We start from the raw sequence: 14,493 nt of genomic DNA, 5'->3' as shown, positions 1-14,493 counted from the left end.
CCCCAACCCAACAGTCCCCCACCCCCACCCAGGGGAGGGGGACGGGGTGCGCCGTACAACGACGACTCGAATCCCACCCGCCACGACCCTGCCCACCCCCTGAGCCTCTGGACGAGGACGGGGGATGAGGGACCAGGATCTGCCGTGCGGCGACTGCTGGAACCCCGCCCCGTCCATCGTCCGCTCGGCGCGATGCTCGTGTGCGCCGCGCTCACGGCCAGCCCGTGGGGCACGTTGGCGGGGCGCGTCCGTGGGGCTGGTGATGGGGGTCAGGTCGTTCGGATGGTGGGGGTCAGGTTGTTCGGATGGCGAGGGTGCGTTCGGCCCATTGGGCGATGTCGCGGCGTTCGATGGCGGCGGCCATGAGGCCGGGGAAGGCGTCGGGCGTGCACGCGAAGGCGGGGACGCCGAGCGCGGCCAGCGCCTCGGCGTTGTCGCGGTCGTAGTGCGGCTGGCCCTCGTCCGACAGGGCGAGCAGCACGATGACCTGCACCCCCGCCGCCGTCATGGCCGCGACCCTGCGCAGCATCTCCTCCCGTACGCCCCCCTCGTACAGGTCGCTGATCAGGATGAAGATGGAGTTCGCCGGGCGGGTGATCAGGCCCTGGCAGTAGGCGATGGCCCGGTTGATGTCGGTGCCGCCGCCGAGCTGGGTGCCGAAGAGCAGCTCCACCGGGTCGTGCAGCTGGTCGGTGAGGTCGACGACACTGGTGTCGAAGACCACCAGCGAGGTGCGGAGCGCCCGCATGGACGCGAGCACCGCCCCGAAGACGCTGGAGTACACCACCGACGCCGCCATGGACCCGCTCTGGTCGATGCACAGCGTGACCTCGCGGATCACCGCCCGCTGCCTGCGGGCGTACCCGACCAGCCGGGACGGGATGACGGTGTTCTTCTCCGGCATGTAGTTCTTGAGGTTGGCGCGAATCGTGCGGTTCCAGTCGATGTCGGCGACCCTGCGGGGCCGGTGGCTGCGCGCCGACCGGTCGAGCGCCCCCGTGAGCGCGGTCCTGGTGCGCTGGGCCAGCCGGCGTTCCAGGTCGGCCACGACCTTCCCCACCACCACCCGCGCCGACCGCCGCGCCGTCTCCGGCATCACCCGGTTGAGCGAGAGCAGGGTGCCCACGAGGTGGACGTCGGGCTCCACGGCCTCCAGCATCTCGGGTTCGAGGAGCAGGCGGGTGAGGTTGAGCCGCTCGATGGCGTCCTTCTGCATGACCTGGACGACCGTCGAGGGGAAGTACGACCGGATGTCCCCGAGCCACCTCGCGACCCGGGGTGCCGACCCGCCGAGGCCCGCGCCGCGCGCGGCGTCACCGCCGCCCCCGGCGCCCTCCCCCGTGCCCCGCCCGCTGTTGTAGAGCGCCGCGAGGGCCGCGTCCATCTGACCGTCCTTACCGGTCAGCCCCCGCCCGGTCCCGTCCGCGTCGCCCCCCAGCACCAGCCGCCACCTGCGCAACCGCTCGTCCACCGCCTCCCCCACGGCACCCTGGCCCCGGTCAACGTCCACGATCTCCACCCCTCCCGCAGAACACCGCACCCTCATCCCGCGTGCCCCCCTGACCTCGGTCAACGCCCATGATCACCGCCCTGACCGCAGAGGACCGCCCGCGCATCCGCCACGTCCGGCGTGCCCCCTGACCTAGGTCAACGTCCATGAGGTCCGCCCCTCCGGCAGGGGGCCGAACGGTCGCGACGCCGCCGTGCGGCCGTTCGTTCATGAGGGGCTCCCCAAGATCGTGAGTACGGTGCGCACGGCAGGTGCCGCGCGGTCGGGGTCGGCTTCTGGCGTGGTGGCCCTGCCCGCCTCCCCCGTGGAGATCCGGCCGCCGATGGCCCGGCGCTCGGGGGCAGCGAACGCCCCGAAGGTCCGGCGGAGCAGAGGGAGCACGTCGACGAACGCCTCGCCGGTCAGACCGGTCAGCCAGGTGTCGATCAGGCCGAGGAGTCCGGCGTCGTGCACCAGGAGAAGACCGCTTCCTGACAGGAAACCCTCGACCCAGGACGCCGCCCGCGCGGGCGGGTTGCCCGCCGACATCGACCGGGACATGCGCAGCGCCACCTCATCGGACGGGATCGTGCCCGCGTCCAGCAGGATCCGCGTCAGCCTCCCTCCGATCAGCCCGTGCAGGTCGCGGCGCTCGGCGACGCCCCGCAGGGCGGCCATCCAGCCGTCCCTGCTGGACTCCAGCAGGCCCACCGAGACGTGGACCGCGTCGACGTGCCCCAGCAGCTCTCTCGCCGAGTCATCGTCCAGCCCGGTGACCGCCGCCGGGAGCCCCGCGCAGATGCGGCTCAGCAGCGATCTCACGATCACCGACAGCCCGTCCGCCGGGGTGCCGCGCACGTCGCCGTACCGCTGTGCGCGCACCAGCGCCGGAAGGGCCGCCATCAGGTGGGTGACGTCGCTGTCGAGTGCCGCCCTGGTGGAGATCGAGGACAGGACGTGCGGCAGCGCCTCCGGCAGGTCGGCCAGCAGGCACCGCTCCGCGACACCCGTGAGTTCCGCCAGCGTTCGCGGCGAGGAGCGCGCGGCCGGCCCGTGCCCCGCGTGCCGGGCCGTACGCGCTGATCCGAGGTCCACCAGTTCCCGCACCCTGGCGGTCGCCGCGGCCGGGACGGTGGTCCCGTACGCGCTCGCCTCGATCAGGTCGATGTCGAACTCCGGGCGCCACTCCAGCGTCCAGGACTCGCGGAAGGTGCCCTTGCCGCGGGCCTCGCGCGGCGAGCCCCATTCGACGCCGATCAGGCCGAGCCGGTGCAGCAGCCGGCTGCGGTCGAGATCGAGTGGTTTGCGGAGGTCGAGATCGAGGTCGCGTTCGAGCGCCTCCGGCCGGATCTTCAGCCGTCGCTGCCGATCGCGCAGGTCGCGCTGCAACGGGACCATCGGCGTGCCGTCCGGGACGCGGCCGAGGCGCTCCCCGACGACCATGCGGCGCTGGATCAGCTCCACGGGTAGCTCGTCGCCCTCGCAGAGCACCGCCCGCACGGCCTCGGTCACCTCGCCCAGCCCGGCCAGCGGGCGGCCTCGCACCACGGCGAGGCTGTGCGCCAGCCTGACTCCCTCGATGACGTGGGCGGAGGAGACCGGCAGGTCCTCCTCGCGCAGCACCGCGGCCGCCGCCGCGAGCCACCGCTCGATCGGGCGGTCGGGCGCGGCGAAGAGGTGGTCGTACCAGCCGGGCGAGGTGATCCCCGCGCCGTACCCGCTCCAGGAGGCCAGCCTCCCGTACGTCCACGGCACCCAGGTCATCTCGACCTTCACCTTGGGCAGCCCCTTGAGGAGGCGGTCGTCGGGTGCGGCGGGACCCAGCTCGCGCAGCGCCGGCACGTGCCAGGCGCCGCAAACCACCGCCACGCGGCGGTGGCCGTCCTTGAGCGCGGTGCGCATGGTCCTGCGCATGTAGGCCTCGCGCCTGGCCTCGTGGGCGTGCGGCGTGTACCCCTCCCGGACGGCGGCCATCGCTTCGGCGATCACCTCGAAGGGCGTGTCGCCGCGATGCTCGACGGCGTCGTCCCACCACCGCTCCGGATCGTCGTACCCGGCCGCCCTGGCCAGCTCACCGATCGGATCCCGATGCACCACCCGCTCACCGGCCCCGCCCTCATCGGCCCGGCCCTCCGTGTCCGCAGATTCCGGACCATCACCGTCCCCACCCTCATCGGTCCCGCTCTCCGTGTCCACCGCTGCCGGAGGATCAGGGTCCACGGTGACGACCCGCCCCGGCTGCCCCGGAGGGGCGGAGGGAGTGCCCTGGTCCGGAGGGGCCGAGGGGGTGCCGCGGTCCGCGAGGCTGTGGGTGGCGGGGAGGTCGCAGAAGCGGACGGGGATGCCGGCGCGGGCGGCGTACCGCATCGCCTGCCACTCGGGGGAGAAGGCCGCGAACGGCCAGAACGCCGCCCTCGACGGCTCGCCCGGCACGTGGGCCAGCAGCGCCACGGGAGGCTCCATGTCGGGATCGGACGCCAGCGCGACCAGCGCGTCGGCCTCGGGCGGTCCCTCGATGAGCACGATGTCCGGCCGCGACCGCTCCAGCTCGGCCATCACGGCCCGCGCCGACCCCGGCCCGTGGTGCCGCACCCCGAGCACCAGCACCTCGGGCTCCGGCCGCCCCGGCCTCGGGCTCGTCGGGGCCGTGGGCGCGGGCGGGTTCTGTGGCCGGTCAGGAGGCATCGCGGCAGGCCCGGTAGAAGTCGCGCCAGTCGGAGCGCTCGCGGACGACGGTCTCCAGGTACTCCTGCCAGACCACGCGGTCGGACACCGGGTCCTGGATGACGGCACCGAGGATGCCGGCCGCCACGTCCCCCGGCCGCAGGACCCCGTCGCCGAAGTGCGCGGCCAGCGCGATGCCGCTGGTCACCACCGAGATCGCCTCGGCGGTGCTCAGACTGCCGCTCGGTGACTTCACCGTCGTCCGGCCGTCGGCCGTCATCCCGGAACGCAGTTCGCGGAACACCGTGACGACCCGCCGGATCTCCTCCATGCCGGTCGTCGTCGGGGGCAGTTCCAGGGATCGGCCGAGCTGGACGACACGCCGCGAGACGATCTCGACCTCCTCCTCGGCGGTGGCCGGGACCGGGAGCACGACCGTGTTGAACCGCCGCCGCAGGGCGCTCGACAGCTCGTTGACACCCCGGTCGCGGTCGTTGGCCGTCGCGATGACGTTGAATCCCCGGGCGGCCTGGACCTCCTGGTTCAGCTCCGGGATCGGCAGCGTCTTCTCCGACAGCACGGTGATCAACGCATCCTGCACGTCGGACGGCATGCGGGTCAGCTCTTCCACCCTGGCCAGGCGGCCCTCGGCCATCGCGCGCATCACCGGGCTTGGGGTGATCGCGTCCCGGGACGGTCCCTCGGCGAGCAGCCGGGCATAGTTCCACCCGTACCGGATCGCCTCCTCGGCCGTGCCGGCGGTGCCCTGGACCAGCAGCGTCGAGTCGCCGCTGATCGCGGCGGCGAGGTGTTCGGAGAGCCAGGTCTTGGCGGTGCCGGGCACGCCGAGCAGCAACAGGGCCCGGTCGGTGGCCAGCGTGGCGACGGCCACCTCGACGATGCGGCGGGGTCCGACGTACTTGGGGGTGATCTGGTGGCCGTCACCGAGCAGGTAGGTGGTCACCGCCCACGGCGACAGCCTCCAGCCGGGCGGCCTCGGCCGGTCGTCGGACTTGGCCAGGATCGCCAGCTCGTCGGCGTACTGGTCTTCCGCGTGCGGACGCAGGACGGTCATATCGGCTCGCTCTCGCGTAGTCGGCCCAGGGGATGGTGCGTCGAAGCAGGAATGATCACGGGTGCGGCTCCAGCTCCGCGAGCATGTCGAAGCGGAACCGCAGCGTGGCGGCCACTTCCTGGACGGGCGGTTCGGGTGACAGCCGGCCCGCGGCCTCGTGCATGGCGGGATCGACCCGTTCGCCCGCGAGGCGTACCAGCTCACCGAGGTTCCACGGCTGGCGTCCCGCCGTGTCGAGGATCTTCTCCAGCACGGCCTTCGCCAGCGCCGGCCCCCAAGGGGCGGGGACCCCGCCCAGCATCATGATGAGCTGGCCGTCGACGGGCTGGTCGTGCACCAGCTCGGCGGCCTTGTCGGCGCGCTCGGCCGGCGGGAGGACGGCGAGCAGATCCGTGAGCGGTTCGACGGCGAACAGGGCCCGCGCCCAGGTGGCGTCGTTCTGCAGGACCGTCGCGCGTTCCCAGCCGAGCCTGACCTCCCGCGCCCACTCGCCGATGTTCAGCGCGACGATCTGCTTGGCCGTGCGGCCGAGGTGCTCGGTCCAGAACGCGAGCGGGGTGTGGGCCACGACCTGCTGGAGCCACCAGCTCCGCTGGCCGGTGCCGCCCGGCGCGCGCGCACGGACCCCGTCACGCTCCATGGCGCTGTCGCAGGTCTCGGGAGGCTCGGCGTGCAGGCGCTCGCCCGCCAGGGTCAGGCACCGGGCGGCACGCTCGGCCATGCGGTGGCCGAGGCGTGAGTCGGGAAGCCTGGTCAGCAGGTCGGCGGCCTGGCTTCTGGCCTCGCGCCGCCGGTCGTCCAGCACGGCTTCGAGGAACGGCTCGTCGGCCATGGACAGGCCGTCGGCCATCGCGTGGACGAACGCCGCCCGGTCCTCGGGCGACTCCTTGTCCCAGCCTCGCTTCAGCAACGCCCGCGCCTTCGCCGGATCGGCGGCCCGCAGGCTCCGGAGGTAGGAGAGCCGATCGCCCCGCGTCCCGAACTCCCAGAGCTGATGCGTCTCCACGTCCCCCTCCTCGCCCGGCGCCATCTCCACGGAGGAAGGGTGCGCCGAACCGTCCGGAGGCGGAGTCCCGGGGGCGACCGGCACTCCGGCGGGCGCGACGGTACCTGCAGGAGTCCCGGAACCCGCAGGAACGGCGGGCGTGGCGGCACCGGGCGGAGTGAGGGTACTCGTGGGGACGGCGGAGCCGGCGGGGGTCGTGGAGCCGGGAGGTGCGGAGGTGGGTGTCTGGCCGGTGGTCATGTGGCTGGTCGCCTCCTCCAGCAGGTAGGTCCAGGTGGGGTTGAGCCTGGCCAGCCATCGGCCTCTGGCCCCCGCCAGAACGCCGATGGGCGACCGCAGCGACCGATCTCGCGCGCCGTGGTCGAGCACGCGGGGGACGAGCTTCGGCGGGAGGCGGTAACCCCAGGAGGCGGCGGCCTCCAGCCACTCGGGGAGCAGCCGTGGCTGCTCCCCGTCGAGGATGCGCGCCGCCCGGTCGCCCGCCACGCGGGGGACCAGCGGCTGCTCCTCGGGAGACGCGGTGGGCAGCGGCTCGCCCCTGTGGAGCCGCTGACCCGCCCGCGCCCCGGCCGTGTGCGCCGCGGCCTGCCCCAGCAGGTCGGGCACCGGGCGGCGATCGGTGCCGACCAGCGCCGCCGACACCAGCCGCTCCCACTCCTCGGCCGTGATCACAGCACCACCACCTGCCCTTCCTCGTCCCAGGTCGTCAGCGGACGCAGCCCCCGCGGCGTCCATTCGGCGGCGACGGTCACCGGATGCCCCCCGGAGACGGCGAGCAGCCGCCACGGAGGATCGCCCGACGGGTACAACGAGATCCCCTCCACCCCAGTCGCCTCCCCCCGCTCCCCAGAAAGCGCCTCCTGCGGTGGGGTCGCGTCGGCGAGGATCCAGTGGTCGTCGCGTCTCGCGGGGATGACGGTGCTCAGGACCACCGGCCAGGACTCCAGCCACGGATCTCCCTCGATCGCGGCGGCCACCTCGGCCAGCGCCGCGCGGACCCCGCCCCCCACCGGAGGCCCCGCCGCCACCGGCGCGTGCCGGACGGCCACCAGCGCGCGAAGCGGGGACGCGCCGGGATAGAAGGCGAGATCGGCGTCGACCGACGTGCCGGTGACGAGCGAGGCGTCCAGGGCCTGACCGGTCGGCGCGAACGACAGCACCAGGGCGAACCTGCCGCTGACCCGCCCCCGCAGCCAGACGCGGCGGGAGACCAGACGGTCCTGCTCTTCGTCCCGCCGCCCGAGCACGTCCCAGTCGTCACGTAAGGGCTCGCACGCGAGCACCTCCTCGCGCGAGGAGGGAAAGCCCACCCGGGAACGAATGGTCTCGCGAAGCGGCGCGGGCAGTTCGCCGGCGCGGCGGTAGCCGACGGCGAGCAGGTTGAGCAGGCCGTACTCACCGAGGAGGCGGGCGGGCCAGTCTTCCCCGGCCAGCACGCGGGGCAGCCGGGAGACGGCCCCGGCGACTCCGGGTGCCTGGGCGTCCACCAGGCGCCTCGTCAGCTCCTCCCATTGCACGGGGGCGTTCTGCCGGGCTCCGGCGAGACCTTGCCCGATCTGGTCGGCCAGCCATCGCTCCAGCTCCGACAGCCCCGCCGCGACGCGTTCCTCGCGCTGGGCGGCGCGCTTCTCGGCTCCGGCGCCGTCGGTGGGGGCGGAGGCGGCTTCGCGGCGTTCGGCCGTGGCGGTCTCGTGGGACGCCACCGGGTCACCGGACTCGCTCACGGCCGCCGCCTTGGCGGCCCGGGCGCGCCGCTGCTCCAGCCACTCGGCGGCCCAGGGAGGCGGGTCCACGACGGCGGGCACGCCGTCGGCCGACCAGAGCAGCAGCAGGCCGAGCGCGTGCTTGCACGGGAACTTCCGGCTCGGGCAGTCGCAGCGGTAGGCGGGCTCGCCAAGATCGACGCACGCGCGGTAGGGCGAGGCGCCACTGCCCTTGCACTCTCCCCAGAGCACGTCGGGCATGACACCCAGGGCCGACCACTTCGCCGGCGAACTCACGCCCTGCGCGCCCTTCTGGGAAGAGGCGTCGGGGGCGAGCGCGAGCACTTGATCACGGCTCCAACGTTCGATCACGACCGGCAGACTAGCGGGGGCCTCTGACAAAATCGGCCCCTCGCCGGCATCTGTGGACAACGTCGCGACACGTGGGGGAACCGCGGCTCGGAAGGCGCGGAACACCTGCGGCGATCGCCGATCCCGCGACCCGGCGATGGCACCGTGAAGCACCTGTGATGATCTTCGATCGCGGGCGCCGGGCCACCCGCCGCGGTCGACGTTCCGGGCGGCGCCGCCCGGAGGTGGCGGACGTGCGGAGGCCCCCGCCCTTGGGCGAGCCCGCCCGCTGCGGTGTCGACGGCCGGCGGCTCGCCGCCGGCCGGCTCAGCGGCGGGACCGGCCTGCGTCCTGGCGGGCCGGGGCGAGGGTCTGGTGGGCGTGGGCGGTGGAGCGTAGGTGGCGGAGGGTCCAGCCGTGGCCGGTGGGGTCGAGGGCGCGGGTGGCGTCGGTGAAGAGTTCGGCGGCGCGGCGGTAGGAAAGGCGGCCCCGGCCGGTGACGGGGCATCGGTCGCGGGGTGGGGTGGCGGGCGCGGCGCGCCGTTCGGTCAGCAGGACGGGCCCGAAGGTGCGCCCGAGCAGGAGCAGGGGCAGGAGTCTCGCGGCGCCCGCCCGCCAGCGGACGTCCGGGGCGTTCCGCACGCGCCGCCGCGTCAGGTCGAGGTCGTCGACGTTCAGGGCGAGGACGCGCTCGATGGGCGCGCCCGTCTCGTACAGCAGCCGCCAGCACGTCTGCTCACGCAGGCCGGCCGGCAGGTCGAAGACCATCTCCACCTGTTCCGGGGAGAGCACGGCAGGACCGGCCGCCGGTATCGCGGGGGGACGCAGCCGCAGGAGCGGGTCGGCGGCGATCCAGCCGCGCATGCGCCACCAGCCGAGCGCGCCGCGCAGGATGGACAGTTCCCGGCCGAGGGTGCGCGGGTCGGCGACCGTGGCGCGCTCGCTCAGGGCGGTACGCAGGCGCTCGGCGACGTCGGGGCGGTCGAGCAGGGCCAGCGGCACGATGGGCGGAACCGCGCCGCGGCGCGCCCTCCCCTGAGGCGGGGTCCGGCCGACGAGCGGCCAGGCCCAGGTCGCGAGCGCTATGCGGTAGACGCGGCGCGATGCCTCCCCGAGACGCAGGGTGGACAGGTACTGCTCGATCGCGACGGCGTACTCCACGGGTGCCACGGACGACGCCCCGCCTGGCTCGCCGACAGGGGTGACGTGCTCCTCAGCGGGGTGGGTTGCCGCAGTAAAAGGGGAGGGGTACTGCACAGTGGTCGAGTGTAGCTTGCTGGGAAAGGGCAGGCGAACGGGGTGAAGGGCTTCTGCGGACCTGGGAAGGCGTCCTGCAGTAAAGGGACTCAACTTTCCTCAGTCGTGGCATTGAAAGCCGTCCCGCCACCTCGCAAGGTGGTGGACCATGACGAGGAAGTGGACCCGGCGGGTGGCCGCCCTGTCGCATCGCGATCTGCGGTTGTTCTTCATCGGCGAGGCGACGTCGATGCTCGGCTCGTCGATGGCGACGCTGGCGGTGGCGTTCGCGGTGCTGGACGGGGGCGGCGGCCAGACCGAGCTCGGTTACACGATGGCGGCGCGCATCGTCCCCATGGTGGTGTTCCTGCTCGTGGGCGGTGTGGTCGCCGACCGGCTGGGGCCCCGGCGGGTCATGCTGGCCTCCGACGTGCTGCGCTTCGCGACCCAGTCGGTCCTCGCGGTCACCCTGCTCACCGGCCGGCCATCGACCTGGGTGTTCGTCGTGCTCGTCGCGATATGGGGAGCGGGCGAGGCGTTCTACGCGCCGGCGCGCGGCGCCCTGGTCCCGAGGGTGGCGGCCGGGGGCGCCTCTGGTGAGGCAGGGCTCCAGGACGCCAACGCGCTGGTCGGGCTGGCCCAGTCGACGGCGTCGGTGGCCGGGCCGGCGATCGCGGGCGTGGCCGTCGCCGTGGCAGGGCCCGGCTTCGTCGTGGCCCTGGACGCGGGCACGTACGCGGTGAGCGTCGTCGCGCTGGCCCTGCTGCGCCTCCCCGGGGACGCCCGCCCTCACCGCTTGCCGCCTGACGGAACCCGGGCGCGTGGGGTGAGGGCGGTCTGGGAAGGGTGGGTGGAGTTCCGGGGGAGGACGTGGTTGTGGGTGACGACGCTGCAGTTCGCGTTGTTCAACATGCTCGTGTGGGCGCCGTTCCTGGTGCTCGGCCCGGTCGTCGCGCATGAGCGTTTAGGCGGCGCGGGCGCCTGGGGCGTGATCATGGCGTGTTACGGGGCCGGCGCCGTGGCGGGCGGTCTGGCGATGATGGGCGGCCGTACGCCGCGCCGTCCCCTGGTCGTCGCGACCGTCGCCACGTTCGGGTGGGCGCTGCCGTCGGGTGCCATCGCCGCCGGACTGCCCACCGCGCCGATCGCGTGCGCCGCGCTGGTCGCGGGCGTGGGTTCGGCGGTCTGCGGCGCGCTCTACTCCACGACGAACCAGCGGCACGTACCGCCAGAGGTCATCGCGCGGATCACCTCGCTGACGACCGTGGGGGCGTTCGTCCTCGGCCCGGCCGGGCTGGCGGCGGCGGGGCCGGTGGCTTCCGTGGTGGGCACCGCGACCCTGCTGGGGCTGGGTGCGGTCTGGCAGGTCGCCGCGAGCTCGGTCGTGCTCGCCGTGCCGGGAGTGCGCCATCTCGCCTCCGTACCGGGCGAACGACGGCGGCCCATGACGCGTCCGGCACCGGCGACCCGTGACGCGTCCAGCACCAGCGGCCCATGACGCGTCCGGCACCGGCGGCCCGCGACGCGTCCAGCACCGGCGGCCCGTGACTAGGATCGACGGCGTGCTGCTGATGACCTTGGACGCCTACCCGGAGGGCCCGTCTCTGCCCGCGACCGACGACGCCGAGGCGTTGCGCGTCGCGAACGCCGCGTTCACCGGGCCGGAGCCCGTCGTGGCCGTGGACGACGACGGTCGGCTCAGGTTCCTGCGGCGGGACGTGCGCGGGGTGTTCGTGGCGGTCCAGCGGCGCCCGGTGGTCGCGGAGGCGCTGGAGCTGCTCCCCCATCCCGAGGGCGGCTGGTACCGCGAGACGTGGCGGACGGCCGTCGGCTTCGAGCCCCCGGGGTACGGCGGGGAACGGCAGAGCGCGACGGGCATCTACTTCCTGCTCCAGCCGGGCGAGGAGTCGGTCTGGCATGTGGTCAGGTCCGACGAGGTGTGGTTCTGGCACCGTGGCGGCCCGCTGACGCTCCTCCTCGGCGGCACGGGCGACCGTCCCGATGCGGACCTTCCGGGCGGGCAGGGCGCGGGGACGACGGTCACGCTCGGGCCGGATGTGGAGGGCGGGCAGGTGCCGCAGGCCCTCGTACCTGCGGGAACCTGGCAGGCGGCCTATCCTGCGGGTTCGGAGGGCGTCCTGGTGAGCTGCGTGGTCTCCCCCGGTTTCGACTTCGCCGACTTCACCGCCATCTGACCAGGCTTTCGAACACAATGTGACAAATATTTATCAAACCCCGCACCATGGAACGTACTACCGTAAAATAGCGTTGACATAAGCGAATCATTCCATTCACTATCTTCGTATCAGATCTGCTCTGATTACCCGAGGTCGCCGTGCGGTTGCCGCGAGTGAAGGTCGAGCATCACCCCCACAGATACGGAGACGGCAGGGTACGGATAGGCGGATCCATTTATGGGATCGCAGCCGAAATCGCCGATCCCGATGGATTGGCCTGGGCCGCACTTGTCGCCATGGACGGCACACTCACGCCGCCGGAAGTCATCGACCGACTTCGCGAGACGTTCCCGGAACTCACCGCCGTAAGCGCGTCGGGGGTGGTGGAACTCCTCCTGAATTCGGGATACGTCGAGGACGCCGCGGCCGCGCCGCCGGACGAATTCAGCACGGCCGAGCAGGAGCGGTACTCCAGGAACATCGCCTTCTTCCGCCGGGTCGACCTGACCCCCCGCGCCCACAACTGGGAGGCGCAGGTCCGGCTCAAGCACTCCCGGGTGCTCGTCCTCGGCCTCGGCGGGACCGGCAGCCACGTGGCCTGGGCGCTCGCGGCCTGCGGCGTCGGCAGGATCCACTGCGTGGACCGCGACGTGGTGGAACTGTCCAACCTCACGCGGCAGGTCCTGTACCGGGAGTCCGACATCGGGCGGGCCAAGGCCGAGATCACCGTCGCCAGGCTCGCCGAGGTCAACTCCTCGCTCGCCATCACCGGCGAGCGGCGCACCGTCGAGTGCCAGGACGACCTGGCGGAGCTGGTGCGCGGCTTCGACGCCCTCGCGCTGTGCGCGGACGAGCCCGGCGGCCGGGGCGGCATCCGGGTCTGGGCCAACCGGGCGTGCCGGGCCGCCAAGGTGCCCTGGGCGGTCGGCGGGTACAGCGGCCCTCTGGTCAGTGTGGGGGTGTTCGACCCGGGCAGTCCCTGCTACGAGTGCCTGAGCGCGGGCATCGAGCTGACCCTGCCGCCCGGGGTGCCCGTCGACCTGGGCGGTCCCGGGGTGATCGCCCCGTCCGCCGGAGTGTCCGGCCATCTGACGGCCCAGGCGATCATCTCGCTGGTCACGGGGATCCCGGCCGTCCCCGGGGGCTACGTCACCGGGGTCAACCTGGTCGCCCCGGACCAGCATGTGTACGCGCGGCACCCGGCCGTCCCCGATTGTCCCGTCTGCGGGGACCTCCGGCCAGGAGCGGGATCCACCGCCCCCTGACCGGACTCCCGCCGCACCCATATAGGTCACACCGAGCACCAGGTGGAAAGAAGGAAACCGTGGACGACACCGAGCACAAGACGCAGAACCTATCGGGCGAGACCGACTCCCCCGCCGCGAAGATCTCCATCCGTCTGCTGGACAAGATCGAGACCACCAACACCTACAGCGGGAACTCCAACAGCTAGCCCGGTCCTCCGCCACCGGCGCGCCTGGGCGGCGGGGGCCGGGCAGGGAGCACGGGTGGGCTCCCTGCCCGCCGGTCCGGGGGCGGCGGTGGCGGTCAGTTGAGGCGGCTCAGATAGCCGTTGTCGACCAGCCAGATCACCGATACCTCGTCACGCGACTGGGGTGCCTCGGGGACGTACCTGCTGACCAGGTGGTACTGGTTGCCGCCGCCCGGCTGCTGGAAGGCCGCGGCGCTCGGGCCGACGTCGACGGCGAACTCCCTGATCACCCTGTACGCGTGGTAGCCGCAGGGGTACTGCGGCGCGGTGGGGAAGGTGGTGAGGTTGGTCGGGGGAATGGCGCGCTCGGCGTAGGGGGTGCCGAGCGGCGACAGGAACGACCCGTTCTCTCCCCCGAAGCGGTCGAGTTTCTCACCGACGCGAAGCGTCATCCCGGCGACCAGCACCCTGCCGTTCGAGTAGCCGCCCGCGTGGCCGAACCCGAAGTCGGGCGGATAGCGGTAGGCGGCGGCCTCCCAGTTCCAGTAGCGGTCGAGGAACCTCTGCGGCGGTATCCCGCCGAGCGGCACGTAGCCCCGCAGGATCCTGCCCAGCACCCCCTCCTTCGGAAGGTTCTTGGGCCCGAGCCGCTGGTCCTCGTTGACGTAGGGCGCGGCGCAGACGGGCCCGTCGGGATCGTGACGCTTCGTGACGGCAGGCGCGTGAGCGTCCGCGGACCAGGCGGGGACGCTTGATGCCCGCACGGCTCCCGTCGCCGTCGCGGCGGCGGTCGGCGGGCCGGCGGCCCCTCGGGCACCGGCCTGGGCCGGGGCCCCGGTCAGAGAAGCGGTGACGATGCCGATGGCGGCGATCAGCGACGCGCGTCGGCGAAAATTTCGCAATGGATCCTCCTGATAGTCACAAATCCGGATTGCGGGGCGGCCTCGTGCTCGACGAATCACAAGAGACGGCGCCTTTGACGGGATCCGCCCTTTTCACCGAGGCGAGATATCGCCGTTTCCACGGCGACCCGCGACCGGGCACCCACGGAAAGCGGGCTCGATTCCACGGTGATCGGAGCGATCGATGCGTGCGTACCCGCTTCTTGATCAGGAGTTGTGCGGGTGAAGCAAGGAAAGAACAAAATCAAACGCTAAAAGGGGTATTCAATTGTGCATGTTCGACACAATCGGCATATGGCTGCCCGGCGGATGATTTCGTGCGCCAAGCCACACCAATCGATTCGATGCAGTCCGCACCGGACGGCGGACATCCCGCCCCAGGACGGACGGAGCGGGGCGGCCGGGGGCAAGGCCGGGCGAGGACGCGCGAGGCGGCCGGGGCCGGGGCCGGGCGAGGA

At 72.9% G+C, this 14,493-nt stretch carries 11 protein-coding genes; 4 read left to right on the top strand and 7 right to left on the bottom strand.

Annotation, left to right across the window (positions count from 1 at the left end):
• Positions 1-292: 292 nt before the first annotated feature.
• The 6 genes from NYZ98_RS32335 to NYZ98_RS32310 all read right to left on the bottom strand — a co-directional run bounded on the left by NYZ98_RS32335 (position 293) and on the right by NYZ98_RS32310 (position 9,458).
• The gene (locus NYZ98_RS32335; protein ID WP_262847395.1) at positions 293-1,510 is read right to left on the bottom strand and encodes a VWA domain-containing protein; all 1,218 of its coding nucleotides are present in this window, start codon (positions 1,508-1,510) and stop codon (positions 293-295) included.
• Positions 1,511-1,717: 207 nt separating this feature from the next.
• Complete coding sequence (locus tag NYZ98_RS32330; protein WP_262847396.1) at positions 1,718-4,045, bottom strand: DUF5682 family protein; 2,328 nt, start codon at positions 4,043-4,045, stop codon at positions 1,718-1,720.
• A 118-nt stretch (positions 4,046-4,163) separates the two neighbouring features.
• Positions 4,164-5,228 (bottom strand): AAA family ATPase, encoded by a 1,065-nt coding sequence (locus NYZ98_RS32325; protein ID WP_262847394.1) that lies wholly within the window; start codon positions 5,226-5,228, stop codon positions 4,164-4,166.
• Positions 5,229-5,283: 55 nt separating this feature from the next.
• Positions 5,284-6,906 carry a DUF5691 domain-containing protein gene (locus NYZ98_RS32320; RefSeq protein WP_262847393.1) on the bottom strand — a complete coding sequence of 541 codons (1,623 nt, stop codon included), beginning with the start codon at positions 6,904-6,906 and terminating at the stop codon, positions 5,284-5,286.
• Positions 6,903-8,309, bottom strand: coding sequence for an SWIM zinc finger family protein (locus tag NYZ98_RS32315; RefSeq protein WP_262847392.1), 1,407 nt, complete (start codon positions 8,307-8,309; stop codon positions 6,903-6,905). The genes NYZ98_RS32320 and NYZ98_RS32315 overlap by 4 nt, the downstream gene beginning before the upstream one ends.
• Before the next feature lie 306 nt (positions 8,310-8,615).
• Positions 8,616-9,458: a site-specific recombinase gene (locus NYZ98_RS32310; RefSeq protein WP_262847391.1), complete on the bottom strand. Its 843-nt coding sequence runs from the start codon at positions 9,456-9,458 to the stop codon at positions 8,616-8,618.
• A 235-nt stretch (positions 9,459-9,693) separates the two neighbouring features.
• Here NYZ98_RS32310 and NYZ98_RS32305 point away from each other — a divergent pair, with 235 nt between their 5' ends.
• The 4 genes from NYZ98_RS32305 (at position 9,694) to NYZ98_RS32290 (ending at position 13,154) form a co-directional block, all read left to right on the top strand.
• Positions 9,694-11,022, top strand: a complete 1,329-nt coding sequence (locus tag NYZ98_RS32305) for an MFS transporter (RefSeq protein WP_262847390.1) — start codon at positions 9,694-9,696, stop codon at positions 11,020-11,022.
• 46 nt (positions 11,023-11,068) lie between these two features.
• Positions 11,069-11,719, top strand: coding sequence for a cupin domain-containing protein (locus NYZ98_RS32300; protein ID WP_262847389.1), 651 nt, complete (start codon positions 11,069-11,071; stop codon positions 11,717-11,719).
• 278 nt (positions 11,720-11,997) lie between these two features.
• Complete coding sequence (locus tag NYZ98_RS32295; protein WP_262847388.1) at positions 11,998-12,966, top strand: HesA/MoeB/ThiF family protein; 969 nt, start codon at positions 11,998-12,000, stop codon at positions 12,964-12,966.
• 59 nt (positions 12,967-13,025) lie between these two features.
• Positions 13,026-13,154, top strand: coding sequence for a hypothetical protein (locus NYZ98_RS32290; RefSeq protein ID WP_262847387.1), 129 nt, complete (start codon positions 13,026-13,028; stop codon positions 13,152-13,154).
• A 95-nt stretch (positions 13,155-13,249) separates the two neighbouring features.
• On the opposite strand, the gene NYZ98_RS32285 is transcribed toward NYZ98_RS32290, so the two are convergent.
• Complete coding sequence (locus NYZ98_RS32285) at positions 13,250-14,035, bottom strand: TNT domain-containing protein (RefSeq protein ID WP_262847386.1); 786 nt, start codon at positions 14,033-14,035, stop codon at positions 13,250-13,252.
• Positions 14,036-14,493 lie beyond the last annotated feature (458 nt).

The organism is Sphaerisporangium corydalis (assembly GCF_025506355.1).
Taxonomy (GTDB): domain Bacteria; phylum Actinomycetota; class Actinomycetes; order Streptosporangiales; family Streptosporangiaceae; genus Sphaerisporangium; species Sphaerisporangium corydalis.
Note: the sequence above shows the minus strand (reverse complement) of the source record. Positions and strands in the feature narration are given on the sequence as shown.